The organism is Sphingomonas sp. BK345 (assembly GCF_014193845.1).
In the GTDB taxonomy this organism is placed as follows: domain Bacteria; phylum Pseudomonadota; class Alphaproteobacteria; order Sphingomonadales; family Sphingomonadaceae; genus Sphingomonas.
Map to the genome: position 1 here is coordinate 373,963 of NZ_JACHZX010000002.1, position 24,688 is coordinate 398,650.

Sequence of the window (24,688 nt, forward strand, 5' to 3'; positions counted from 1 at the left end):
GCAGGAGCCCAGGGTTATCGCGAGGCGCCCTCTGTGGCTCTGGGCTCCTACTTGCGCAGGAACACGATCAGAACAGCGTCTCGTACAAATCCTTCCAGCCTGGATTGGACCGCTCGATGAGGTCGAGCTTCCAGGCTCGCTTCCACTTCTTCAGCTGCAGCTCGCGTTGCCGCGCATCCTGTATGTCGTCGTGCGCCTCGTACCAGACAAGCAGCGTGCAGGCATATCGTTTGGAGAAGCCGTCAATGAGACCGTCACGGTGTTGATACGCTCGGGCCGGGAGGCCGCTGGTCACTCCGACGTACAAGGTGCCGTTGCGGCGACTTGCCATCAGGTAGACGTAACCGGGCTTCACCCCTTCATTCTAGACCGTGTTCCTGCGCACGCAGGAACCCAGGAATAACGAACGTCACGCTTGTAACCCTGGGCTCCTGCGTGCGCAGGAGCACGGGGAACTTACAGGTCGATCAGGATCCGCGTCGGGTCCTCGATCGCGTTCTTGAGCGCGACCAGGAAGGTCACCGCCTCGCGGCCGTCAATCAGGCGGTGGTCGTAGCTCAGCGCGAGATACATCATCGGGCGCACCACCACCTGGCCGTCGCGGACCACCGGGCGCTCCTCGATGCGGTGGAGGCCGAGCACCGCCGACTGCGGCGGATTGATGATCGGGGTCGACATCAGCGAGCCGAACACGCCGCCGTTCGAGATGGTGAAGGTGCCCCCCTTCATCTCGTCCATCTTGAGCGTGCCGTCCTTCGCGCGCTTGCCGAAGTCGCCAATCGTCTTCTCGATGCCCGCGACCGAGAGCGCCTGCGCGTCGCGGATCACCGGGACGACGAGGCCATTGGGCGCCGAGACCGCGACCGAGATGTCGGCATAGTCGTGGTAGACGATCTCGTCGCCCTCGATCGAGGCGTTGACCGACGGGATGTCCTTCAGCGCCATCGTCGCGGCCTTCACGAAGAAGCCCATGAAGCCGAGCCGGACGCCGTGCTTCTTCTCGAACAGGTCCTTGTACTTGGCGCGCGCCTCGATCACCGCGGTCATGTCGACGTCGTTGAACGTCGTCAGCATCGCGGCGCTGTTCTGCGCCTCCTTGAGGCGCTTGGCGATGGTCTGGCGCAGGCGCGTCATCTTGACGCGCTCTTCCTTGCGACCGCCCGAGGTCGCCGCGCCCTGCGGCGCCGGCGCGGCACTCGTCTCGGCGGGCTTGGTCGAGGCCGCGGCGGCGACGTCCTCCTTGGTGAGGCGGCCGTCCTTGCCGGTGCCCTTCACGGTAGAGGGATCGACGCCGTGCTCGAGCACGGCGCGGCGCACCGAGGGCGACAACGCGGCGGGCGCGTTGGTGGTCACCGGCGTCTCGCCATGGTTGCCGTAGCCGCCAGCGACCGGCGCCGCCGCTTGGGGGGCGCTCGCTGCCGGGGCGGGAGCGGGGCTGGCCGACGCAGCAGCGGCGCCGTCGCCGCTCTCGATCGTCGCGATCAGCGCGCCGACCTCGACCGTGTCACCCACCTTCACCGCGTGCTGGCCCATCACCCCCGCGACGGGGGAGGGAACCTCGACCGAAACCTTGTCGGTCTCGAGGCTGGCGATGGGCTCGTCGGCGGCGACCGCCTCGCCCGGCTGCTTCAGCCACTCGCCGACGGTGGCCTCGGTGATCGACTCGCCCAGCGTGGGGACCAGAACTTCGGTTGCCATTGTGTACCTCGTCATCCCGAGCGCGGGGTCTAGCATCAAACGGGGCGTCCCGGCGCGGCGCCGGGACGCTGGATCGATCAGGCGGTCGGCTGCGCCGCCTTCTTGGTGGTGTCGAGCTCGCGCGTGCGGCGGATCTCGTCGCGCACGTTATGCCCGAGCGCGTCGGCGATCAGCGCGCCCTGCTCGGCCTGGTGGCGCTTCATCAGGCCGGTCGCGGGCGAGGCCGCGGCGGCGCGGCCGGCGTAGCGCGGGCGCGCCACGCGCGACCTGGCCATGCCCAGCGCTTCCTCGATCAGTGGCTCGACGAAGAACCAATAACCGTTGTTGCGCGGCTCCTCCTGCGCCCAGATCACTTCCTCCAGCGCGGTCAGGCGCGACAGCCGCTCGGCCAGCGCGTCGGACGGGAAGGGGTAGAGCTGTTCGATGCGGACGATCTGCGTCTCGGTGTCACCCGCGGCGTCGCGCGCCTCGATCAGGTCGTATGCCACCTTGCCGGTGCACAGCACCAGCCGCTTGGTCTGCGCGTCGGGCGCGCCGTTGGTGTCCGACAGGATGCGGCGGAAGTGCGTATCGCCGACGAAGTCCGCCGCACTGCTGACCGCCAGCTTGTGGCGCAGCAGCGACTTGGGGGTGAACACCACCAGCGGCTTGCGGAAGTTGCGGTGCATCTGCCGGCGCAGCAGATGGTAATAGTTCGCCGGCGTGGTGCAGTTGGCGACCTGGATGTTGTCGCCCGCGCACAGCTGGAGGAAGCGCTCCGGTCGCGCCGAGCTGTGCTCCGGGCCCTGGCCCTCGTAGCCGTGCGGCAGCAGCATCACCAAGCCATTGGCGCGCAGCCACTTGGCCTCGCCCGCCGCGATGAACTGGTCGATCATGATCTGCGCGCCGTTGACGAAGTCGCCGAACTGCGCCTCCCACAGCACCAAGGTCTTCGGATCGGCGAGCGCGTAGCCGTACTCGAAGCCGAGCACGCCATATTCGGACAGCGGGCTGTCGAGCACCTCGAAGCTGCCGTGCGGCACCGTCCACAGCGGCACGTACTTGTGCTCGTCGTTCTGGTCGACCCAGACGGCATGGCGCTGCGAGAAGGTGCCGCGGCCTGAGTCCTGGCCCGACAGGCGCACGCCATAGCCCTCGTGGAGCAGCGAGCCGAACGCCAGCGCCTCGCCCGTCGCCCAGTCAAAATTCTCACCGGTCGTGAACATCTGGCGCTTGGCGTCGAGCACGCGAGCGAGCGTCTTGTGGATCGTGATGCTGTCGGGGACGGTCGTCAGCGTGCGGCCGATCGAGTCGAACAGTTTCTGCTCGATCCCGGTGTCGACGCTACGGCGCGAACTCTCCGCGTCGGCCGGCGCGTGCAGCCCCGACCAGCGGCCCGCGAACCAGTCCGCCTTGTTGGGCTTGTAGCTCGCGCCCGCCTCGAACTCACCCTCGAGCAGGGTGGTGAACTGGCCGACATTGTCGTCGATGAAGGCCTGGTCGACCACGCCCTCGGCGATCAACCGCTTGCCGTAGATCTCGCTGACCGGCGGGTGGCTGCGGATCGCCTTGTACATCAGCGGCTGGGTGAAGCCGGGCTCATCGCCCTCGTTGTGGCCGAAACGGCGATAGCACCACATGTCGATCACGACGTCGCGGTGGAACTTCTGGCGATACTCAATCGCGATCTTGGTCGCGAAGGTGACCGCCTCGGGATCGTCGCCGTTGACGTGGAAGATCGGCGCCTGGACGCCCTTGGCCACGTCCGACGGGTAGGGCGACGAGCGCGCGAACTGCGGGCTGGTGGTGAAGCCGATCTGGTTATTGATGACGAAGTGGACGCAGCCGCCGGTGTTGTAGCCGCGGATCCCGGAAAAACCGAAACACTCCCAGACGATGCCCTGGCCCGCGAAGGCAGCGTCGCCGTGGATCAGCACCGGCAGCGAGCGCGCGTGCGTGTCGAGGTCCTTGGCGATCGTCTGGATCGCGCGGATCTTGCCGAGCACCACCGGATCCGCCGCCTCGAGGTGCGACGGATTCGCCACCAGCGACATATGGACGTGATGGCCGTCGAACTCGCGGTCGGTCGAGGTGCCGAGGTGGTACTTCACGTCACCCGAGCCGCCGATGTCATCGGGGTGCGCCGAGCCGCCGGCGAACTCGTGGAAGATCACGCGCAGCGGCTTGGCCATGACGTTGGCAAGCACGTTGAGCCGGCCGCGGTGCGCCATGCCGAACACGATCTCGTTGACGCCCGCGGCGCCGCCGTACTTGATCACGCTCTCGAGCGCGGGGATCATGCTCTCGCCGCCGTCGAGCCCGAAGCGCTTCGTCCCGACATACTTGCGGCCGAGGAACTTCTCCCACTGCTCGGCCTCGATCACCTTGGTAAGGATCGCCTTCTTGCCGGCGGTGGTGAACTCGACGCCCTTGTCCTTGCCCTCCATCCGCTCTTGGAGGAACTTGCGCTCCTCGACGTCGGCGATGTGCATATATTCGAGGCCGACGTTGCCGCAGTAATTGGCGCGGAGCGTGTCGACGACCTCGCGGATCGTCGCCCATTGCAGCCCAAGCGAGCCGCCGAGATAGACCGGGCGGTCGATGTCGGCGTCGGAGAAGCCGTGATAATCGGTCTTGAGGTCGGCGGGCAGCTCGCGCGCCGAGGACAGGCCGAGCGGGTCGAGATTGGCGGCGAGGTGGCCGCGCACCCGATAGGTGCGGATCAGCAGCTGCGCGCGGATCGAGTCCGCCGCGGCCTTGACGATCGCGTCCTGCGACGGGGCAGGGGCCGCGGGCGCGGCGGGCGCGGGCTTGCCACCCTTGGCGGGCTTGGGCGCGGGCTCCATCTGCGTCGGGTCGAGCCCGGCGGTGAGGTCGTCGGTGGTGGTGAGCGGCCAGCGCTTGCTCTGCCACGACGGCGCGTTCATCGACCCCTCCAGCCCCTCGAAGAAGCCGCGCCAGCCGGTCTCGACCGAGTCGGGCGATTCCTTGAAGCGGGCGTAGAGCGCGTCGATGAACGCCGGGCTGACGTTACCCGCGATGTCGCTGAAATCCTGGCCTTCGTAGCCCATGTCACGCATCCTCGACCGCTCGACTATTGGGGTCGCCACCCCGGCGCGAAGCCGGGGTCCAGGGCCGCGAACGGCCCGCTGGCCGCCCTGGATCCCGACCCGCGTCGGGATGACGTCAGTTCAATTACTTATTGAGCACGCTCAGCAGCGTCGAGCCCAGCTCGCTGGGGCTCGCCGCGACCTTGATGCCGGCCGCTTCCATCGCCGCGATCTTGTCCTCGGCGCCGCCCTGGCCGCCCGAGACAATCGCGCCGGCGTGGCCCATGCGGCGCCCCGGGGGGGCGGTGCGGCCCGCGATGAAGCCCGCCATCGGCTTGCTGCGGCCGCGCTTCGCCTCGTCGCGGAGGAACTGCGCTGCCTCTTCCTCGGCCGAGCCGCCGATCTCGCCGATCATGATGATCGACTGGGTCGCCTCGTCGGCGAGGAACAGCTCGAGCACGTCGATGAAGTTGGTGCCGTTGACCGGGTCGCCGCCGATGCCCACCGCGGTGGTCTGGCCGAGCCCGGCGTTGGAGGTCTGGAACACCGCCTCATAGGTCAGCGTGCCCGAGCGCGACACGACGCCGACCGAGCCCTTCTTGAAGATATTGCCCGGCATGATGCCGATCTTGCACTCGCCCGGCGTCAGCACGCCCGGGCAGTTCGGGCCGATCAGTCGCGACTTGCTGCCCGACAGCGCGCGCTTGACGCGGACCATGTCGAGCACGGGGATGCCCTCGGTGATCGCGACGATCAGCGGCACCTCGGCGTCGATCGCCTCGAGGATCGAGTCCGCGGCGAAGGGCGGCGGCACGTAGATCACCGACGCGGTGGCGCCGGTCTTGGCGACCGCCTCGGCGACGGTGTCGAAGTTCGGCAGGCCGAGCTCCTCGTGCGTGGTGCCGCCCTTGCCGGGCGTCACGCCGCCGACCATCTGCGTGCCATAGTCCAGCGCCGCCTTGGTGTGGAAGGTGCCGGTCTTGCCGGTCATCCCCTGGGTGATGACCTTGGTGTTCTTGTCGACGAGGATGCTCAAGTCCGTCTCCCTAGATCGGGCGATGTACGTGCCCCGGCGAAGGCCGGGGCCCAGTTGCAATGGCGGTCATGACGACGCGATACGATCGTACAGGTCGTCCCACTCGGGATTGAACCCTTCGATCTCGCGCAGCTTCCATGCCCGCTTCCACTCCTTCATCTGCAGCTCGCGATGTCGGGCTGCCTCGATGCTCTCATGCGCCTCATACCAGACGAGGCGATGACAGTGATGCTTCTTGGTGAAGCCGCCGATGACGCCGCTGCGATGCTCCCAGATACGTTTGGGCAGGTCGCTGGTGACGCCGATGTAGATCGTGCCGTTGCGTCCGCTCGCCATGATGTAGACGAAGCCGGCCTTCTCCACCTCGGGACTTCTCCCAACTGGGCCCCGGCCTTCGCCGGGGCACAGCTATTCGTTCAAGCCCCCAGCGAGCCGTCGATGCCCTTGCACGCCACAAGCAGTTCCTTGACCGCGTCGACCGAGACCTGGAGGTTCGCCTTGGCCTCGTCCGAGAGCGAGACCTCGACGATCTTCTCGACGCCACCCGCACCGATCACCACCGGCACGCCGACGTACAGGTCGTCGATACCGTACTGGCCGGAGAGATGCGCCGCCGCCGGCAGGATACGCTTCTGGTCGTAGAGATAGGCCTCGGCCATCGCGATGCCGCTGGTCGCCGGCGCGTAATAGGCCGAGCCGGTCTTGAGCAGCGCGACGATCTCGCCGCCGCCGCCGCGCGTCCGCTTGATGATCTCGTCGACCTTCTCCTTGGTGGAGAAGCCCATCGCGATCAGGTCGCTGACCGGGATACCGCTGACGGTCGAATATTCCAGCACCGGCACCATCGTGTCGCCGTGACCGCCGAGGACGAACGTGTTCACGTCCTTGACCGACACGCCGAACTCCTCGGCGAGGAAGTGGCTGAAGCGCGCGGAATCGAGCACGCCCGCCATGCCGACCACCTTCTGGTGCGGCAGGCCGGAGAACTCACGCAGCGCCCACACCATCGCGTCGAGCGGATTGGTGATGCAGATCACGAAGGCGTCGGGCGCGTTGTCGCGGATGCCCTCGCCGACCGCCTTCATCACCTTGAGGTTGATACCGAGCAGGTCGTCGCGGCTCATGCCGGGCTTGCGCGCGACACCGGCGGTGACGATGATCACGTCGGCGCCAGCAATGTCGGCATAGTCGTTTGACCCCTTGATCGAGGCGTCGAAGCCCTCGACCGGACCGCACTGGCTGAGGTCGAGCGCCTTGCCCTGGGGCACGCCCTCGACCACGTCGAACAGGACGATGTCGCCCAGGCCCTTGAGTGCTGCGAGGTGCGCGAGCGTGCCGCCGATATTACCGGCGCCGATCAGCGCGATCTTTTTCCGGGCCATCCCATCCCTCTCTGATGCCGAGCCGTGAATGGAACAGCCGCCTACGCCCTTCGGCCGCATCCGGCAACCCGCTAAAACGGCCCAGGCCAAAGTTAAGTTGCACATCGTTCGCAGGAGCAATAGGGCTTAGCCGGTGCCATGGCCCTCGCTCAAGTAGCTCTCGGAGCGCATCTCCTCAAGGCGGCTGGCGGTGCGGCGGAACTCGAAGGCGCCGTCGCCGCGCGGGTAGAGCTGGTCCGGCTCGGCGTCGGCGGCGGCGAGCAGCTTGACCTTGTGCTCGTACAGCGCGTCGATCAGCGCGACGAAGCGCGCGGCCTCGTTGCGGTTGTCCGGGCCGAGGATCGGGATGCCGACGAGGATGACGGTGTGATAGCGCCGCGCGACCGCGAGATAGTCGGCCGCCCCACGCGCCTCGCCGCACAATTTCTTGAAGGCGAACACCGCCACGCCCTTGAGCGTCTTGGGAACGCGCAACGTGCGGCCCTGCACCACCAGCTCCTCGCTGGGGACGTGGTCGCGGTCCTCAGGCGGATAGTCGGTGAGGCGGTAGAAAGCGGCGGAGAGCTCCGCCGTGGCCTGCTCACCGTTGGGGACGAGCCAGGTCTTGTGTGCACCCAGCCGGTCGCGGCGGTAATCGACCGGGCCGTTGAGCGCGAGCACGTCGAGCCGCTCCTGGATCAGCGCGATGAAGCCGAGGAAATGCTCTCGGTTGAGGCCGTTCTTGTAGAGGTCGGCGGGGGCGCGGTTGGAGGTGGTGACGACGGTCACGCCGGCCTCGATCAGCGCGGTGAACAGCCGCGACAGGATCATCGCGTCGGGCGAGTTGGTCACCATCATCTCGTCGAAGGCGAGCAGCTGCGCCTCGTCGGCGAGCGCCTCCGCGACGGGGAGGATCGGGTCGCCTTCCTCCTTGCGCCGCTCGACCGCGATGCGCGCGTGCACCTCTAGCATGAACTCGGCGAAATGGACGCGGCGCTTTTTCGCCACCGCGACGTTGGCGAAGAACAGGTCCATCAACATCGACTTGCCGCGGCCGACGTCGCCCCACAGATACACGCCCTTGGCGGGAACGCGCCGGCGGCGGAACAGGCCGATCGTGCGGGGCTTCTCCAGCTCCTGCGCGAGCGTGTCGAGCCGCAACGCGGCGGCTTCCTGCTCGGGATCGGGGCGGAGCTCGTCGTCGGCGATCAGGCGCCGGTATGCGTCACTTACTTTTCCCATCGTCACCCTTCGCGGCGCTGCACCGCAGCATGGTGACGTCTGTGGGGACAGCGGGCGAGGGGATCAAGCCTCGCGACGGTGACGTTGTGTGGCGCGGGCGGAGCAGAGCTGACCTGTTGTGGCGGTGGGTGCTCGCCCACGTCGTGCCCCGGCGGAGGCCGGGGCCCAGGTGGAATAGCCGCTGTGAGACACACCACCGTCGCCCAACTGGGCCCCGGCTTTCGCCGGGGCACGATGGGAAGCGACGCGAAGGTCAGCGATCGCTACCGCCGATCAGACGATCCGTTCGACTTCCATCTTCTTGATCTCGGCGATCGCCTTGGCGGGCGACAGACCCTTGGGACAGACGTTGGCGCAGTTCATGATCGTGTGGCAGCGATACAGGCGGAACGGATCCTCCAGCGCATCCAGCCGCTCGCCGGTCATCTCGTCGCGGCTGTCGGCGAGCCAGCGATAGGCCTGGAGCAGGATCGCCGGGCCGAGGAACTTGTCCGAATTCCACCAATAGCTCGGGCAAGAGGTCGAGCAGCAGGCGCAGAGGATGCACTCGTACAGGCCGTCGAGCTTGGCGCGCTCCTCAGGCGACTGGAGCCGCTCCTTGCCCGCGGGCGGCGGCGTCACCGTCTGCAGCCACGGGGTGATCGAGGCGTATTGCGCGTAGAAGCGCGTGAAGTCGGGCACGAGGTCCTTGATCACGTCCATCGCAGGCAGCGGCGTGATCTTGATCTCGCCCTTCACGTCCTCGATCGCGGTGGTGCAGGCCAGGCCGTTGCGGCCGTCGATGTTCATCGAGCACGAGCCGCAGATGCCCTCGCGGCACGAACGCCGGAAGGTCAGCGAGCTGTCCTGCTCCGACTTGATCTTGATCAGCGCGTCGAGGACCATCGGGCCGCATTCGTCGAGATTGACCTCGAACGTGTCGTAGCGCGGGTTCTCGCCCGAGTCGGGATCGTAGCGATAGACCTTGAAGTTGCGCATCGTCCCGCCCGGCTGCGGCGAGGCGACCTTGCGGCCGCCCTTGATCTTGCTGTTCTTGGGGAGCGTGAACTCGGCCATGCGGGTCTCTACTTCGTTGGGCCGTCGGCGCACAGGAGGCGCACCGGCGCCGTTCGTGGGGCGGGTACACGATCGCGGGGCTGGGCGCAAACGTGACCAATGCCGCCTACCTAGAGATTATGGCTGCGCGCTCAAGAGGCGATCGCGCGCTCCAGCGCCGCGACATCGATCCGGGTCATGGTCATCATCGCCTGCATCGCCTTGGACCCATGCACCGGATCCTGCATCAGCTCGGTGAGGCGACGCGGCACGATCTGCCACGCCACGCCCCATCGGTCCTTGATCCAGCCGCACGCCACCTCGGTGCCGCCGTTCGCCAGGATCGCGTCCCAGCAGCGGTCGACCTCGGTCTGGTCGATGCAGTCGACCTGGAGCGACATCGCCTCGCTGTGCGTCGGACCGGCACCGCCGTTGAGCATCGCGAACGATCGCCCCGCGAGCGTGAAGGTGACGGTGAGCACGTCACCTGCCTTGCCCGCCGGATAGTCCGCCGGCGCCCGCGACACCGCCGTAATCGCGCTGCCGGGAACCAGCCCGGTGTAGAAGGCGGCCTGCTCCTCCGCGGTGCCGTCGCACCACAGCCATACCGACACCTTGTCCATCACGCCCGCCGCTCGCCGACGAAGCCGAACGCCGCGCCCTCCGGGTCGGCCGCGACCACCGAGAAGCTGCCGCCAGGGATCTCGTCCGGCCCCTGGATCACGCGCCCGCCCGCGCCGGTCAGCCGCTCTGCCGCGGCGTCGACGTCGTCGACCATGAAGTAGAACTGCCAGCCCGGGCGCTTGCCGGCGAAGCTGTTCATCGTCGCGCCGAGGCAGATCGTGCCTGAGTGGACGAACTTATAGTCGCCGAGCTCGCCCATCGGCATCGCGCCCTCGTGCCGCCAGCCGAACAGCCCGGCGTAGAAGGCGAGCGCGGCGTTCTGGTCCGGCGCGGTCAGCTCGTTCCACACCGCGTGGCCTGCGGTGGCGGTATCGGCGCTGCGGAAGGCGCGCGATCCTTCGTCGTCGCCGCGCATGACGTAGAAGGGCGTGCCGTCCGGGTCCGCCACCAGCGCGATCCGCCCGACGTCGGGAATGTCGGTCGCCGGCATCGTCACCGCACCGCCCGCGGCGGTGACCCGCTCTACCGTCGCGTCTACCTCGTCGACGGCGAGGTAGACCAGCCAGCCCGGCGCCATCGGCGCTCCCGACGGCACCGCCATCAGCCCCGCGACACCGTCGCCGTCGGGCGCGGCGAGCACGCGATAGTCGGGCGCGGCGGCGAGCTGCGGTCGCTCCACCGACCAGCCCAGCACGTGCGTGTAGAAACGCTCCGCCGCGTCGGGATCGCGGGCGAGCAGCTCGTACCAGATCGGCAGTCCTTCCCGGTCGGTCATCCTCTTCCTCCTCAATGCTCGTTGAGCACGGCGAAACCGCCGTAGATCATGCGCTTGCCGTCGAAGGGGAGTGGCGTGAGCAGCAGCTTCGCCATCCGCTCGTCCGCCATCACCGGCGGGGTCGCGCGATCGCGGGTGGCGCGGTCGGGCCATTCGACCCAGGAGAAGACGACGCTCTCCTCCTTCTCCGCGAGTGCGGCGCGGCGAAAGTCGACCGTCTCGCCGGCGGGGAGGTCGTCGCCCCACGCCTCGACGTGACGGATCGCGCCATGGTCGAGGAACACCGGCGACGCCGCCTCCGCCAGCGCCACATAGTCGGCGCGGCGCGTCAGCGGCACCGGCAGGACATAGCCGTCGACGAAGCCTGGTGCGGCGCCGCGCCCGGTGTCGACGATCACCTCGAAGCCGCCGAGGATCATGTGCGAGACATCGAATGGCGGCAGGCCGAGCGCGGCGAGCCGCTCGTCGGTGACGATCGCCTCGCCGAAGGCGTCCCGCGCGGCGCGGTCGGTGAACTCGATCCAGCCGAAGCTGGCCGTCTCACCGGCGCCGAGCCGTACCGCGCCCGCAATGTCGTTGCGCTCGCCCGCGGGCACGTCCTCGCCCCAGGTGTCGACCACGCGGCGGGCGCCATGCTCGCGCACGATCGCCGCGGCGACGCGCGCGTGCTCGGCGAAGCGCTCGCGCGCCGCGGTGGCGACCGGCGTGATGAAGCCGTCGATATAGCTCATGCGAGCTGCTCCGCGCGCTTAGCGATCCACTCGGCGAAGCCCGGGGGCGGGCATCCGGTGAAGCCCGCCAGCTGGTCGGCGAGCGCGCGGCGGAACGCGGGCCGCGCCTCGCCGCGCGCGACATAAGCGGCGAGCGTCGGCCGCGCGGCGAGCAATGGGTGGTCGCGCAGGATGCGCAGCACCGCCACCATCAGCAGGTCGCCCGCGGAGAAGGCGCCATCATACCATTCGCGCTCACCCAGTCGCGCCGCCACCTCGCCGAGCCGCTCGGCGATGCGCGCCTCTACCGCTGGCAGGCGCGGCCTAGACCAGGGCTGGTCCGCCTCGAACAAAGTGGCGATCGCATGGTCCATGATCGGCGGCTCGACCGTGTTAAGCGCGGCGAAAGCCCATTCGGTGGCGCGCGCGCGACCGAGGCGATCGTCGGGCAGCAGCCCGTCGCGACTGTCGGCGAGGTGCAGCACGATCGCGCCCGACTCGTAGAGCACGAGCTCGCCCTCCTCATAGGTCGGCACTTGGCCGAACGGCTGGCGCGCGCGGTGCGGCGCCGCCTTCTGCTCGCCCTGCGCGAGATAGCGCACGCGATAGGGCTGACCGACCTCCTCCAAGGCCCAGCGCACGCGCAGATCGCGCACCTGGCCGCGCGCGAAATCGGGGACCCAGTCGAACGCGGTGATCACGGGTTGCATGGGAGCCTCTCCTCTGGCTTCCCCGTCATGCCGGGCTCGACCCGGCAGCCATCGCGCCGCGCACGCTACGACCGTCTCGTCCGCGGGACCATGGATCCCGGCTCGAAGCCGGGATGACGGTCTTCTACTATCCATTGTCTCGTCAGCCGCCGATGGCGGCTGCCTGCCAGAGCAGCGCGGCGGTCAGCGCGAAGGCGGCCAGCGCGAGCGGCAGCGGCCGGTCGAGCGCGCGCCGCGCGGCGCCCGGCTCAGGCCGGCACCGCGGCCTCATGCTGCTCGGCCGGCTTGGCGTTCGCGTCCATGTGCATCACTTCCCAGCCGTGGCCGTCGAGATCGTCGAAGGCGCGGCCGTACATGAAGCCGCGGTCATCAGCGCCGTGCAGCTCGCGCCCGCCCGCCGCCAGCGCCGCCGCGCCGAGCTGGTCGACCTCGTCGCGCGATGCGCAGGAGAGGCAGAGCAGCGCAGCGCTGGTGCTGCGCGTGTCCGCGATCGTCTTGGGCGTGAAGGTGCGGTAGAAATCGTGCCCGAGCAGCATCACCCAGATCGAGTCCGACCAGACCATCCCGGACGCCTGGTCATTCGAGAAGTCCGGATTTCGTACGAAGCCCAGCGCCTCGTAGAAGCGGGTCGACGCGGCCACGTCGGCCACCGGCAGGTTCACGAAAATCACCCTCTCCATGGTGCGATCTCCCTCGCTCTTCCCTTGTGCGATCCTGCTTCGCGTGGTTAGTTAAAGCAACCATGAAGTTAGAAAATGTAACAAAAAGGCCGATGGCGCGCGAGCGCTGGTACGACGACGCCTGCGGTACCGCGCTGGCGATGGAGCTGCTCGGCGAGCGCTGGGCGCTGCTGATCGTGCGCGAGCTCATGTTCGGCCCGCGCCGCTTCACCGAACTGCGCGTCGGCCTGCCCGGGATCAGCGCCAACGTGCTGACGCAGCGGCTCGAGCGGCTCGCGGCGACAGCGGTGGTGGCGAAGGTCGAGCTGCCTGGCCGTGCTGCCGGCTACGCGCTCACCGAATGGGGCTATGAGGCCGAGCCAGCGATCATGACGCTGGGGCGCTGGGCGGCGCGCTCGCCCGACCACGACCCGACGCTGCCCTTGTCCGCCGCCTCGATGATGATGTCGCTGCGCACGATGGTCGATCCCGCGCGCGCATCGGGGCCAATGACGATCGGCTTCCTGTTCGGACGCGACTCGTTCGTGGCGCGACTCGCCGACGGCGCGCTGCCGATCGAGCGCGCGCCCGCCTTCGGCGACGCGGTGTTCGACACCGACCCGCAGACCATGGCCGCGATCGTCTACGGCAAGCTGCCGATCGCCGCGGCCGAGGCGGCGGGCAGCCTGCGCTTCGGCGGCGATCGCGCCGCGGCCGAGGCGTTCATCGACCTGTTCCACCTGCCGGCCAAGGCAACCGCGGCGCCCGCGGCGGGTTGACGCGAGTGCGTTCCGTTCCCACTGGAACGGCATCCTCCAGCGAACGGCGTGCCCGCGAATGACCGATCTGCCCAATACCCAGCCCGACAGCCGCGACACGACCATCCTCGACGCGCCCGACAAGATGGTCAGCGTGCGCGACCTGTTCGGCATCGACAGCGACATGCAGGTGCCGGCGTTCAGCGAGGCCGACGAGCGCGTCCCCGACCTCGACCCAGCCTATGTGTTCGATCCCGACACCACGCTCGCGATCGCCGCTGGCTTCGCGCACAACCGCCGCGTGATGGTGCAGGGCTATCACGGCACCGGCAAGTCGAGCCATATTGAGCAGGTGGCGGCGCGGCTGAAATGGCCGTGTATCCGCATCAACCTGGACGCGCACATCAGCCGCATCGACCTGGTCGGCCGCGACGCGATCGTGCTGCGCGACGGCCAGCAGGTCACCGAGTTCCGCGAGGGCCTGCTACCCTGGGCGCTGCAGACGCCGACCGCGCTGGTGTTCGACGAATATGACGCCGGCCGGCCCGACGTGATGTTCGTGATCCAGCGCGTGCTCGAGACCGAGGGCAAGCTGACGCTGCTCGACCAGAACCGCGTGATCCGGCCGAACCCGTGGTTCCGGCTGTTCGCGACCGCGAACACGGTCGGGCTGGGCGATACCAGCGGGCTCTATCACGGCACGCAGCAGATCAACCAGGGCCAGATGGATCGCTGGAACGTGGTCATCACGCTCAACTATCTGCCCGCCGCGACCGAGGCCAATATCGTGCTCGCCAAGTCGGGCGAGTATGACAAGCCCGAGGGCAAGAAGCTGGTCGAGAACATGGTGCGGGTCGCCGACCTGACGCGGCGCGGTTTCGTCAACGGCGACATCTCGACCGTGATGAGCCCGCGCACGGTGATCAGCTGGGCGCAGAACGCGCTGATCTTCGGCGACGTCGGCTTTGCGTTCCGGCTGTCGTTCCTCAACAAGTGCGACGAGGCCGAGCGTGCCCTGGTCGCCGAATATTACCAGCGCGTGTTCGGCAAGGACCTGCCGGAGAGCGTCGCGGCGAAGGCGTGAGGTGAGGCGATGCGAGCGATGACCGATCTCGACCGGATCACGTTCGACGAGCGTGTGATGGGCGGCAAGCCGTGCATTCGCGGCATGCGCGTGACGGTAGGGATGGTTGTCGGCCAGATCGGGTCGGGTCGGTCCATCGAGGCATTGCTCGACAACTATCCTTATCTCGAGCGCGAGGACGTGCTCCAGGCGTTGCGCTATGCCGCGTGGCGCGCGGAGGAGCACGACGTCGCGCTACGTCATGCATGAGGGTGATCGTTGACATGAACCTCTCTCCCCGCCGGATCGGAGCGCTCTCCCGTCACGGCATTGCGGCGGCGCATTGGTCTGCGCTCGGCGCGCCGGACGCGAGTGACTCCACGATCATGCAACACGCGCTGTCCGAAGGCGCGCTGGTTCTCACGCACGATCTCGATTTCGGCGCGATCCTGGCCGCGACTGGCGCGCGAGGGCCGAGCGTGATCCAATTGCGCGGCGACGCGGTTTTGCCCGAGCAGGCGAGCGGCGCCGTCATCGACGCCTTCGACCAGTTCGGATTTGAGATTGCCGCGGGGGCGCTCCTTACCTTGGACGTACGCCGCGCGCGCGTCTCTCTCCTGCCGCTGCGTCGCTAATGGCCACCGATACCCCGCTCGACCGCTTCAAGTCCGTGCTCGGCGGCACCGCCCGCGCGCTGTCCGACGAGGCTGAGGTGGAGCTCGCCTTCACTGCCGACGCGCCGGCGCAGTCGGGCAAGCACCTGCGCGTGCCGATGCCGGCGCGCACCTTGCCCGCCGACCAGGTCGCCGAGGCGCGCGGCTTCGCCGACTCGTTCGCGTTGCGCCTCCGCCACCACGACATGGCGCTGCACGCCCGCGGCGCGCCCGACGACGCTACCGCGCGCGGCGTCTATGACGCGATCGAGGACGCGCGCGTCGAGGCGCTCGGCAGCCGCGGTTACCAGGGCATCACGGCAAACCTAGCCACCGCGCTGGACGTGCGACTGCGCGCCGATCCGATCCTGCGCGCGCGCAACCGCAGCGAGGTGCCGCTCGCCACCGCGCTCGGGCTGATGGTGCGCGAGGCGCTCACCGGCGAGCGTCCGCCGGTCGCGACCGAGCCTGGGCTGGCGCTGGTGCGCGAGTGGGTGGAGGAGCGCGCCGACCTCGCCGCGCTGGCGCTCGCGCTCGACGACCAGCGCGCCTTCCAGGGGCTCGCGCGCAAGCTGCTCGAGGACCTTGAGCTGGTCGAGGGCGATCGCACCCCCGAGCAGAGCGACGAAGGTGGCGACGAGGAAGAGGGCGAGGAGGGGCAGGACACCGACCAGCCCGACGAGGGCGACGCCGAGGGCAGCGAGGGCGAGTCCGAGGTGGAGGCGCGCGGTCAGCAGCGCGACGACGAGTCGAGCGAGGGCGAGAGCGAGCAGCTTGAGGGCGACGACCTCGACGACGACGCCGAGGGCGAGCCCGGCGACGACGGCGAGGAGGGGATGCAGCCGGTCCGCCCCAACCGTCCCAGCGCGGATCTCGGCCCCGACTTCGACTATCGCGTGTGGACGACCCAGTTCGACGAGGTGATCGCCGCGACCGACCTGTGCGACAGCGACGAGCTGGCCCGGCTGCGCGGCTATCTCGACCAGCAGCTGGTGCACCTCCAGTCGGCGGTGTCGCGGCTCGCCAATCGCTTGCAGCGCCGGCTGATGGCGCAGCAGTCGCGCTCCTGGGACTTCGACCAGGACGAGGGGCTGCTCGACGCCGCGCGCCTGGCGCGCGTGGTGGTCAACCCGACCCAGTCGCTCAGCTACAAGGTGGAGCGCGACACCGAGTTCCGCGACACGGTGGTGACGCTGCTGATCGACAACTCGGGCTCGATGCGCGGCCGCCCGATCTCGATCGCGGCGATCAGCGCCGACATCCTGGCGCGCACGCTCGAGCGCTGCGGCGTGAAGACCGAGATCCTCGGCTTCACCACGCGCGCTTGGAAGGGCGGGCAGAGCCGCGAGACCTGGCTCGCCGCGGGGCGCCCGCCGCAGCCCGGCCGGCTCAACGACGTGCGCCACATCGTCTACAAGAAGGCGGACGAGCCGTGGCGGCGCGCGCGCAACGCGCTCGGGCTGATGATGCGCGAGGGGCTGCTCAAGGAGAACATCGACGGCGAGGCGTTGCTATGGGCGCACGCGCGCATGCTCGCCCGGCCCGAGGAGCGCCGCATCCTGATGGTGATCTCGGACGGTGCGCCGGTCGACGACTCCACACTGAGCGTCAACACCGGTTCCTACCTGGAGCGCCACCTGCGCCAGGTGATCGGCTGGATCGAGAAGAAGTCGTCGGTCGAGCTGGTCGCGATCGGCATCGGCCACGACGTCACCCGCTACTACAGCCGCGCGGTGACGATCATGGACGCGGAGCAGCTCGGCGGCACGATCATCGAGCAGCTCGCCGCGCTGTTCGACGCCGAGTGATCGCTGGGCCGCCGGGCGGCTTCGTCGGTCCGGTCAAGCGCTCGATCACGATCGCGGGCCACCAGACCTCGATCAGCCTCGAGCCGGTGTTCTGGTCGGCACTCGAGCGCGCCGCAGCGGTGCGGGGGCTGCCGCTCTCCGCGCTGGTGGCGGAGTTGGACGCGTTACGAGTGCAAGAGCCAGAGCCGGCCAATCTCGCGAGCGCGCTGCGGACATGGCTGATGGTGGAGGCGGGCGGCGTCGAGCGAGCCGAGTGAGCATCGCGGCGGCGCGATGTCTCAGGTGCTCAGCCATTTGCTCATCAGAACGCGCGGCATGTCCTCGTAGCCGAGCTGCTCGTAGAAGGGCACGACCGCGGCGTTGGTCTGGCGTACCATCAGCTGCACCTTGGCGACGCCTCGGGCGCAAAGCCACTTTTCGCCGGCCGCGACGACGCTGCTGCCCAGTCCCTCACGGCGACGCCCGGGCGCGCACGCGACATAATAGAGCCAGCCGCGATGACCGTCATGGCCGACCATCGCGCTGGCGACGATCAGGTCGTCAGCGAGCGCGACCAGCACCGTGGAGGCAGGCCCGGCGACGGCGAAGCGGAAGTCCGCGAAGGGGTCGTTGTGGAGTGCGACCAGCCCGCAGATGCGCCAGAGCGCGATGACCTGGTCTTCGTCCTCTGCCGTGGCGTCGCGAATGTGGAAGGGCATCGGCATCATCTAGGGTCTGATCCATTGAAGCTGAAGCGTGCTCTGGCGAACGCCGGAGTCCAGGGCCGCGAGAATAGCGATCGTGACACTGGGCTCCTGCTTTTGCAGGGGCACGCTCGTGTTCCGCAAGCCGCGGATCGGACTCAGCGCGCCTGTCCTCGAGCGACCGGGGGGCACCGAGCACCCCGGCTTGCCAGCACGACCGTCACGGCCTAAGGGGCGCGCATTCGCAAGGACCCGGTGAGAATCCGGGTGGCTCTTCCGGCCGCCGATCCGCCGGACAACACAACGCACCGAACCTCTCGCGCCCGCGCTGGCGCGCGCGTGCCCTGTTGTGGATTCTTGAATGACGTTCTCGCTTTCTACCTACCGCCGCGAGTGGTTCACTGACAGCGCCGCCGCCCGCCGAGACGTGCTCGCAGGCATCGTCGTCGCGCTCGCGCTCATCCCCGAGGCGATCGGCTTCTCGATCATCGCCGGGGTCGACCCGCGCGTCGGGCTCTACGCCTCGGTCGCGATCGCGATGACGATCGCGCTGATCGGCGGCCGCCCCGGCATGGTCTCCGCCGCTACCGCCGCGGTGGCAGTGGTGGTCGGCCCGCTCGTTCGCGCACACGGCGTCGACTATCTGTTCGCCGCGACGATCCTGATGGGGCTGATCCAGATCGCCGCCGGCCTGCTAAGGCTCGATCTGGTTATGCAGTTCGTCTCGCGCTCGGTCATCACCGGGTTCGTCAACGCGCTCGCCATCCTGATCTTCCTCGCGCAGCTGCCGCAGCTCACCGGGGTGAGCTGGGTGAGCTACGCGCTCGTCGCGGGCGGTCTCGCGATCATCTACGGGCTGCCGCGGCTGACGCGCGCGGTGCCGTCGCCGCTGGTCGCGATCCTGGTGCTCAGCGTCATCAGCGTGGCACTGGGGTTGCACGTCAACACCGTCGGCGACATGGGCCGGCTGCCCGAGGGGCTGCCCAGCCTCGCGCTGCCGCAGGTGCCGCTCACGCTCGAGACGGTGCGGATCATCCTGCCCTATTCGCTGACGATGGCGGCGGTGGGCCTGCTCGAGTCGCTGCTGACCGCGCAGATCGTCGACGACATGACCGACACCGACAGCGACAAGCGCCGCGAGTGCGCGGGACAGGGCGGCGCCAACGTCGTCGCCGCGCTGTTCGGCGGCATGGGCGGCTGCGCGATGATCGGGCAGTCGGTGATCAACGTCACCTCGGGCGGGCGGGGGCGCCTGTCGACCTTCGTCGCGGGCGCCTTTCTCTTGTTCCTGCTCGCGGTGCTGGGGCCCTGGGTCGGGCGCGTGCCGATGCCGGCCCTGGTCGCGGTGATGATCATGGTGTCGATCGGCACGTTCAGCTGGAACTCGATCCCCAACCTGCGCCGCCATCCGCCGACCTCGTCGGTGGTGATGCTGGTGACGGTCGCGGTGGTGGTGGCCACGCGCGACCTCTCGCTCGGCGTCCTGGCCGGCGTGCTGCTCTCGGGCGTCTTCTTCGCGGGCAAGGTGCAGCGGCTGTTCTCGGTCGAGCGCCTCGGAACGGGCGAGCACGCGACCTATCGCGTGACGGGTGAGATCTTCTTCGCCTCGGTCGATCGCTTCACCCGCGCCTTCCAGGCGGAGGACAGCGCGCACCACGTCACGATCGATGTCGGCGGCGCGCATTTCTGGGACATTTCCGGCGTGGCGGCACTCGACAAGGTGGTGGCGCGGCTGCGGCGCGACGGGCGCGTCGTCGAAGTGACCGGCTATAACCGCGCCAGCGCCGACCTCGTCGACCGCTTCGCCTTGCATGACAAGACCGGGGTGGAGCTGGGCGTGGTGCCGCACTGAAGGGGCTGGACATCCTTCCCCAGAAGGGGAGGCGGCAGGCCGCAGGCCTGACCGAGGGGTGACCCCGGCGATGAGTATCGGCGGACTCACCAGCGGCGACACCCCTCGGTCGCGCTTCGCCCGCACTCCCCTTACCGGGAGGAATCTCGGGCGACCTCGCGCTTTCCTACCGCCCCAGCAGCACCCGCGCCTGGCTCGCGATCTGCGCCAGCATGGCGGCGTTCGGCGCCTGCGCGTTGCGCGCGCGGTCGATCACCGCGCGGAACTGCGCCACGCGCGCGCCGTTACGCCCGAGCCAGTCGGCGACAAGCGCCTCCGGATCGCTCGCCCCGCCGCGGCCGAGGAAATCGAGCCGCAGCTGCTGGAAGTCGCGCGCCAGTCCGGCGATCAGCAGCCGCTCCCATGGGTCGCTCGGCGAGATGCGCGTCGCGGTCGACTGTGCCCAGTCGAGCCCCAGCGCCTGACCGAGCCGCGTGAAGGCGCGTGCCAGCCGCGTCTCCTCGATCCCGGCACGCTCGCCCAGGTCGGCGAGCCCGACCGCGCCGTCCAGCTCGAACAACCGCACCACGCGGGTGGCGAGATCATGCGGCGCGCCGGCCTGCTCGAGCGTGTCGGCGATGCGGCGGGAGTGCGCGCGTGCCTCGTCGAGCAGCAGCTCGCCCGCGGCGACATCGAGCCGCTCGATCCCCGCCGACAGCCGTGCCAGCACCGCGGAGGGGGGCGTGGCGGGGGCGGTGGTGCGCAGCAGGTCGGCGACCTGCGAGCGCACCGCCACCGCGGTCTCGTCGAACAGCGCGATTCGGCCGCTCTCGGGCATCGGTTCCGTCTCGATCGCGTGCCACAGCGCGGCGAGCCCGAATTGGCGCTCCACCACCACGAACATCGCCGCGATGTCGGCGAGCGTCGCGCCCTCCTCCTCGGCCAGCTCGAACGGGTGGAGGATGCCGATGCGATTGATGACGCGGTTGGCCAGCTTGGTGGCGACGATCTGCGGGCGAAGCCGGTGCGCGTCGATCGCGGCGGCGAAGCGCTCGCGCATCGCGGGCGGGAAGGCGGCGTGAAGGTCCTCGGCGAGCGCCGGATCCGCGCCCAGCGCCGAATGCTCGATCGCGTCCTGCAGCGCGAGCTTGGCGGTGGCGAGCAGCACCGCCAGCTCGGGGCGGGTGAGCCCGCGCGCGTCGCTGCCGCGGCGGAGCAGGTCGGTGTTGCTGCCGAGCCCCTCGACGCGGCGGTCGAGCCGGCCACTCTCCTCGAACACCTCGATCAGTCGAACGTAGCTGGGCAGCGCCTGCACCCCGCCGCCTTCGGCGATCGACAGCGCCAGCGTCTGGAGCCGATTGTCTTCCAGCACCAGTCGCGCGACGTCGTCGGTCATCGTGCCGAGCAGCGCGTTGCGGTCGTCGAACGCGAGCCGGCCCTCGATCATCTCGCGGTTGAGCGCGATCTTGATGTTGACCTCATTGTCCGAGCAGTCGACGCCCGCCGAATTGTCGATGAAGTCGGTGTTGATCCGGCCGCCTCTCGCCGCGAAGGCGATCCGCGCGGCCTGGGTGACGCCGAGGTTCGCGCCCTCGCCGATCGCGGTGGCGCGCAGCTCCTCGGCGTCGACGCGGAGCCGGTCGTTGGCGGGATCGCCGACGGTGGCGTTGTTCTCGGACGCGGCCTTCACATAGGTGCCGATGCCCCCGAACCAGATCAGGTCGACCGGGCTCTTGAGGATCGCCGAGATCAGCGCGGTCGGCTCGAGCCGCTCCGCCTCGACGCCCAGCGCGGCGCGCACCGCGGGCGAGAGCGGGATCGACTTCATGTCGCGCGCGAACACGCCGCCGCCTGGCGAGATCAAAGCAGTGTCGTAGTCGGCCCAGCTCGACCGCGGCAGCGCGAACAGGCGGTCGCGCTCGGCCCAGCTCGCCGCGGCGTCCGGATCGGGGTCGAGGAAGATGTGGCGGTGGTCGAAGGCGGCGACCAACCGGATCGCCTTGGACAGCAGCATGCCGTTGCCGAACACGTCGCCCGACATGTCGCCGCAGCCGACGACGCGGATCGTCTGCGTCTGCACGTTCAGCCCGCGCTCGGCGAAATGGCGCTGTACCGAGACCCACGCGCCCTTGGCGGTGATGCCCATCGCCTTGTGGTCGTAACCCTGCGACCCGCCGCTGGCGAAGGCGTCGCCGAGCCAAAAGCCGCGCTCCAGCGCGATGGCGTTGGCGACGTCGCTGAAGGTCGCGGTGCCCTTGTCGGCGGCGACGACGAAATAGGGGTCGTCGCCGTCGTGGACGACGACGCCGTCGGGATGCACCACCTCGCCGCCGACGATATTGTCGGTGATCGACAGCAGGGTGCGGATGAAGATCCGATAGGCCTCGGTGCCCTCCGCCAGCCACGCGTCACGGTTGCCCGGTGCGGGCAGCTGCTTGGCGTAGAAGCCGCCTTTGGCGCCGGTCGGCACGATCACCGCGTTCTTGACGCGCTGCGCCTTCATCAGGCCGAGGATCTCGGTGCGGAAATCGTCGCGCCGGTCGGACCAGCGCAGGCCGCCGCGCGCGACCGGGCCGGCGCGCAGGTGGATGCCCTCGACCCGCGGCGAATAGACCCAGACCTCGCGCCACGGCAGCGGCGCGGGCAGGCCAGGGATCCGGGCGCTGTCGAGCTTGAACGCCAGCGCCTCGCTCGCGGCCTCGGTATAGGCGTTGGTGCGCAGCGTCGCGTCGATCACGGCGCGGAAGGCACGCAGAATGCGGTCGTCGTCGATGCCGGTGACCGCGTCGAGCCCGGCGTCGATCGCGGCGACTGCGGCCTCGGCATCGCGCCCGCCGGCGGGATCGTGGCGCGCCGCGAACAGCTCGACCAGCGCCTTGGTGACATGATGCGCGCGCGTCAGCGTCTCCACCACCGTGGCCATGCCATAGCTCATCCCGGCCTGGCGCAGGTAGCGGAACCAGGCGCGGAACAGCACGACCGCCGACGGGGAGAGCCCCGCCTCCAGCATGAGGCGATTAAACCCATCATCCTCGGCCCGGCCTTCAAGCACCTGCGCGAGCGCCTCCTGCAGCGTGTCCGCCGCGGCGAGCACCGCGGGCACGTCGGCCGCGGTCTCGAGCGTGAAGTCGTGGATCGAGGAGCGTTCCTCGTCGGTAAGCCCAGTCGGCATCTCCTCGATCACGCGGAAGCCGAAATGCTCCAGCGCGGGCACCGCGTCGGACAGCGCCAGCGGCCCGCCTTGGCGATACACCTTGAGGTGGAGCATGCCGTCGCCGCCCGCGGTGAAGCGCACCTCGCGGTCGGCGGTGTCGACCAAGTTGGCGATCGCGACGATGTCGCGCGCCGCCTCGTCGGGGGTGGCGCCGGTGCGATAGCGCGGCGGGAAGGCGGCGGCGTGACGCAGCGCCAGCCGCGCGGCGCGCGCGGGCCCGACCTCGTCGGCGAGCGCCGCTTCGATCGAGGGCGCCCAGCCGCGCACCATCTTCTCCAGCCGCGCGTCGAGCAGCGAGGCATCGGGCAGGCGGCCGGCGCCGCGCAGGTCGATGGTGTAGCGCAGCAGCGCGGTGCGGCTGTCCTCGACGCTGGTGGTCCAGTTGAGGATCTGGCCATTGGCCTCTTCCGCCAGCATGTCGCCGATCGCGACGCGGCGCGCGGTCGTCATCTCGTCGCGCGGCAGCCAGACGAAGGCGTAGAGATGGCGGCCGAGCGGCGAGCGCGCGAGCACCAGCTTGGGGCGGGGCCGGTCCGCGAGGCTCATCGCGGTGAGCGCCAGCTCCTCCATCCCCGCGGCGTCAACCGCGATCATCAGGTCGTGCGGCAGCGTCGCGATCGCGTGGGTCAGCGCCTTGCCGGTGTGGCCGGCGGGATCGAAGCCGAACTTGGCCTCGCTCGCCGCCAGTCGCTGGCGCAGCACGGGCACGCTGCGTGGCGGCGCATTGAGCGCTGCCGACGTCCACAGGCCGGCGTGGATCGACAGCCCTGTCACCGTGCCGCCGGTGACGAGCGGCACCACCAGCAGGTCGAGCGGGACGCGCCGGTGCACGGGAGAGATCAGGCTCGACTTGAGCAGCAGCGGCGCGGCGTTGCCGGCGGTAAAGTATTCCACCGCGAGCCGGCGCGAGCGCTCGGCGAGCAGCGGCACCTCATGCTCGTTGCGTGCGATGCCGAGCGGTTCGGCCGCGTCGGCGCGGCCGTCGACGTGCCAGCGCTCATGGCCCAGCAGCGTGAAATGGCGGTCGAGGAACCAGCGCAGCAGGTTGGCGCCCTCGGGATCGTGCCCGGTGTCGTCGAGCATGCCCGCGTCGGCGGCGAGCGCGGCCTGCATCTGGCGCCAGTCGCCCACCGCCACGCGCACGTCGCGCAGCAGCCGCTCGATCTCGTCGGTCAGCGCGCGCCGGTCCTTGGCGTCGACGCGCTCGAGCTCGACGTAGATCATCGACTCGGCATGTCCACCGGCCTCTTCGATCGCGGTCAGCGTGCCGTCGACGTCGCGCGACACGCGGATGACGGGGTGGATCACGCGATCGACCGCGATGTCGCGGTCGCCGATCGCGGCGGCGACCGAGTCGACCAGGAAGGGCATGTCGTCGTTGACGATGGCGAGCCGCATGCGGCGGCGCGCGCCGTCGCCGGGCAGTTGCTCGAGCGCGAGTGCGGCGGTGCCGGGCGCGCGCTGCGCCGCGGTCTCGGCCAGGAAGGCGGCCGCCTCGGCCTGCTTGTCCTCGCCGAAGCCGGCGATCTCCCCGGGAAGCGCGCGATGGGTGAGCCGCGCCGCGAGCGCGGCAGACAGTTTCTGCAGAGACTTCTCGACCATGACCCGCGCTATGCGCCGGCCGGCGACGCGGCTCAACCCCGAGTCAAGCCGATGAGAAGCGGGCGGGCCGTCGCAAATTTCCGGCGTCATCCTGAGCTTGTCTCAGGATTCGCCGATCCGCGAGCGCAGCTGCCGGCGCGTATGCCGTATCGGGATCCCGAAACGAGTCCGGGACGACGGTGAATGATGTGGTGATG

General features: G+C 69.4%; 23 protein-coding genes and 1 other annotated feature. Of the genes, 7 read left to right on the plus strand and 16 right to left on the minus strand.

Features of this window, described 5'->3' with window-relative positions:
* Positions 1-67 precede the first annotated feature (67 nt).
* The 14 genes from FHY03_RS06900 to FHY03_RS06960 all read right to left on the minus strand — a co-directional run bounded on the left by FHY03_RS06900 (position 68) and on the right by FHY03_RS06960 (position 12,900).
* The gene (locus FHY03_RS06900) at positions 68-355 is read right to left on the minus strand and encodes a GIY-YIG nuclease family protein (protein WP_311721331.1); all 288 of its coding nucleotides are present in this window, start codon (positions 353-355) and stop codon (positions 68-70) included.
* Between the two features lie 101 nt (positions 356-456).
* Positions 457-1,698 carry a 2-oxoglutarate dehydrogenase complex dihydrolipoyllysine-residue succinyltransferase gene (gene odhB / locus FHY03_RS06905; RefSeq protein WP_183920754.1) on the minus strand — a complete coding sequence of 414 codons (1,242 nt, stop codon included), beginning with the start codon at positions 1,696-1,698 and terminating at the stop codon, positions 457-459.
* A 77-nt stretch (positions 1,699-1,775) separates the two neighbouring features.
* Positions 1,776-4,748, minus strand: a complete 2,973-nt coding sequence (locus FHY03_RS06910) for a 2-oxoglutarate dehydrogenase E1 component (protein WP_183920753.1) — start codon at positions 4,746-4,748, stop codon at positions 1,776-1,778.
* Positions 4,749-4,872: 124 nt separating this feature from the next.
* Entirely contained in the window at positions 4,873-5,763 is an 891-nt protein-coding gene (gene sucD / locus FHY03_RS06915) for a succinate--CoA ligase subunit alpha (protein WP_132907666.1), read from the minus strand.
* A 66-nt stretch (positions 5,764-5,829) separates the two neighbouring features.
* Complete coding sequence (locus tag FHY03_RS06920; protein WP_183929689.1) at positions 5,830-6,126, minus strand: GIY-YIG nuclease family protein; 297 nt, start codon at positions 6,124-6,126, stop codon at positions 5,830-5,832.
* A gap of 53 nt (positions 6,127-6,179) precedes the next feature.
* Positions 6,180-7,145 (minus strand): malate dehydrogenase, encoded by a 966-nt coding sequence (gene mdh, locus FHY03_RS06925; protein ID WP_132907668.1) that lies wholly within the window; start codon positions 7,143-7,145, stop codon positions 6,180-6,182.
* A gap of 126 nt (positions 7,146-7,271) precedes the next feature.
* Positions 7,272-8,366, minus strand: coding sequence for a cell division protein ZapE (gene zapE / locus FHY03_RS06930; protein WP_183930357.1), 1,095 nt, complete (start codon positions 8,364-8,366; stop codon positions 7,272-7,274).
* 273 nt (positions 8,367-8,639) lie between these two features.
* Positions 8,640-9,422, minus strand: coding sequence for a succinate dehydrogenase iron-sulfur subunit (locus FHY03_RS06935; protein ID WP_132907670.1), 783 nt, complete (start codon positions 9,420-9,422; stop codon positions 8,640-8,642).
* A gap of 131 nt (positions 9,423-9,553) precedes the next feature.
* Entirely contained in the window at positions 9,554-10,024 is a 471-nt protein-coding gene (locus FHY03_RS06940) for a VOC family protein (RefSeq protein ID WP_183929690.1), read from the minus strand.
* Positions 10,024-10,800: a VOC family protein gene (locus FHY03_RS06945; protein ID WP_183929692.1), complete on the minus strand. Its 777-nt coding sequence runs from the start codon at positions 10,798-10,800 to the stop codon at positions 10,024-10,026. Before FHY03_RS06945 ends, FHY03_RS06940 begins: the two co-directional genes overlap by 1 nt.
* 11 nt (positions 10,801-10,811) lie before the next feature.
* On the minus strand, positions 10,812-11,531 hold the full coding sequence (locus FHY03_RS06950; protein ID WP_183929694.1) for a DUF1428 domain-containing protein: 720 nt from the start codon (positions 11,529-11,531) through the stop codon (positions 10,812-10,814).
* Positions 11,528-12,220 carry a glutathione S-transferase family protein gene (locus FHY03_RS06955; protein ID WP_183920746.1) on the minus strand — a complete coding sequence of 231 codons (693 nt, stop codon included), beginning with the start codon at positions 12,218-12,220 and terminating at the stop codon, positions 11,528-11,530. The genes FHY03_RS06950 and FHY03_RS06955 overlap by 4 nt, the downstream gene beginning before the upstream one ends.
* A 142-nt stretch (positions 12,221-12,362) precedes the next feature.
* Complete coding sequence (locus tag FHY03_RS20995) at positions 12,363-12,491, minus strand: hypothetical protein (protein WP_260158756.1); 129 nt, start codon at positions 12,489-12,491, stop codon at positions 12,363-12,365.
* Complete coding sequence (locus tag FHY03_RS06960; protein WP_183929696.1) at positions 12,469-12,900, minus strand: VOC family protein; 432 nt, start codon at positions 12,898-12,900, stop codon at positions 12,469-12,471. Before FHY03_RS06960 ends, FHY03_RS20995 begins: the two co-directional genes overlap by 23 nt.
* Before the next feature lie 62 nt (positions 12,901-12,962).
* On the opposite strand from FHY03_RS06960, the gene FHY03_RS06965 reads away from it, so the two are divergent.
* From FHY03_RS06965 to FHY03_RS06990, 6 genes are read left to right on the plus strand one after another with little or no spacing between them, the layout of a single operon-like run.
* On the plus strand, positions 12,963-13,658 hold the full coding sequence (locus FHY03_RS06965; protein WP_183920744.1) for a winged helix-turn-helix transcriptional regulator: 696 nt from the start codon (positions 12,963-12,965) through the stop codon (positions 13,656-13,658).
* 58 nt (positions 13,659-13,716) lie between these two features.
* A complete protein-coding gene (cobS, locus tag FHY03_RS06970) occupies positions 13,717-14,721 on the plus strand; it encodes a cobaltochelatase subunit CobS (RefSeq protein ID WP_183929698.1) in 1,005 nt (334 codons plus the stop codon).
* 18 nt (positions 14,722-14,739) lie between these two features.
* Complete coding sequence (locus tag FHY03_RS06975) at positions 14,740-14,970, plus strand: DUF433 domain-containing protein (protein ID WP_183929700.1); 231 nt, start codon at positions 14,740-14,742, stop codon at positions 14,968-14,970.
* 2 nt (positions 14,971-14,972) lie between these two features.
* Positions 14,973-15,335: a DUF5615 family PIN-like protein gene (locus FHY03_RS06980; RefSeq protein WP_221190041.1), complete on the plus strand. Its 363-nt coding sequence runs from the start codon at positions 14,973-14,975 to the stop codon at positions 15,333-15,335.
* A complete protein-coding gene (gene cobT / locus FHY03_RS06985; RefSeq protein ID WP_183920740.1) occupies positions 15,335-17,161 on the plus strand; it encodes a cobaltochelatase subunit CobT in 1,827 nt (608 codons plus the stop codon). The genes FHY03_RS06980 and cobT overlap by 1 nt, the downstream gene beginning before the upstream one ends.
* The gene (locus FHY03_RS06990; protein ID WP_183920739.1) at positions 17,158-17,418 is read left to right on the plus strand and encodes a ribbon-helix-helix domain-containing protein; all 261 of its coding nucleotides are present in this window, start codon (positions 17,158-17,160) and stop codon (positions 17,416-17,418) included. The genes cobT and FHY03_RS06990 overlap by 4 nt, the downstream gene beginning before the upstream one ends.
* Before the next feature lie 21 nt (positions 17,419-17,439).
* Here the strand turns inward: FHY03_RS06990 and FHY03_RS06995 are convergent, their stop codons facing one another.
* Positions 17,440-17,868, minus strand: a complete 429-nt coding sequence (locus FHY03_RS06995; RefSeq protein WP_260158757.1) for a GNAT family acetyltransferase — start codon at positions 17,866-17,868, stop codon at positions 17,440-17,442.
* A 221-nt stretch (positions 17,869-18,089) separates the two neighbouring features.
* Positions 18,090-18,145: a sequence feature (sul1 is cis-regulatory element that is thought to sense ions involved in sulfur or methionine metabolism; They are found in Alphaproteobacteria), on the plus strand.
* Positions 18,146-18,205: 60 nt separating this feature from the next.
* Here FHY03_RS06995 and FHY03_RS07000 point away from each other — a divergent pair.
* Complete coding sequence (locus FHY03_RS07000) at positions 18,206-19,696, plus strand: SulP family inorganic anion transporter (protein WP_183929704.1); 1,491 nt, start codon at positions 18,206-18,208, stop codon at positions 19,694-19,696.
* A 166-nt stretch (positions 19,697-19,862) separates the two neighbouring features.
* Here the strand turns inward: FHY03_RS07000 and FHY03_RS07005 are convergent, their stop codons facing one another.
* The gene (locus tag FHY03_RS07005; protein ID WP_183929706.1) at positions 19,863-24,491 is read right to left on the minus strand and encodes an NAD-glutamate dehydrogenase domain-containing protein; all 4,629 of its coding nucleotides are present in this window, start codon (positions 24,489-24,491) and stop codon (positions 19,863-19,865) included.
* Positions 24,492-24,688: the final 197 nt, after the last annotated feature.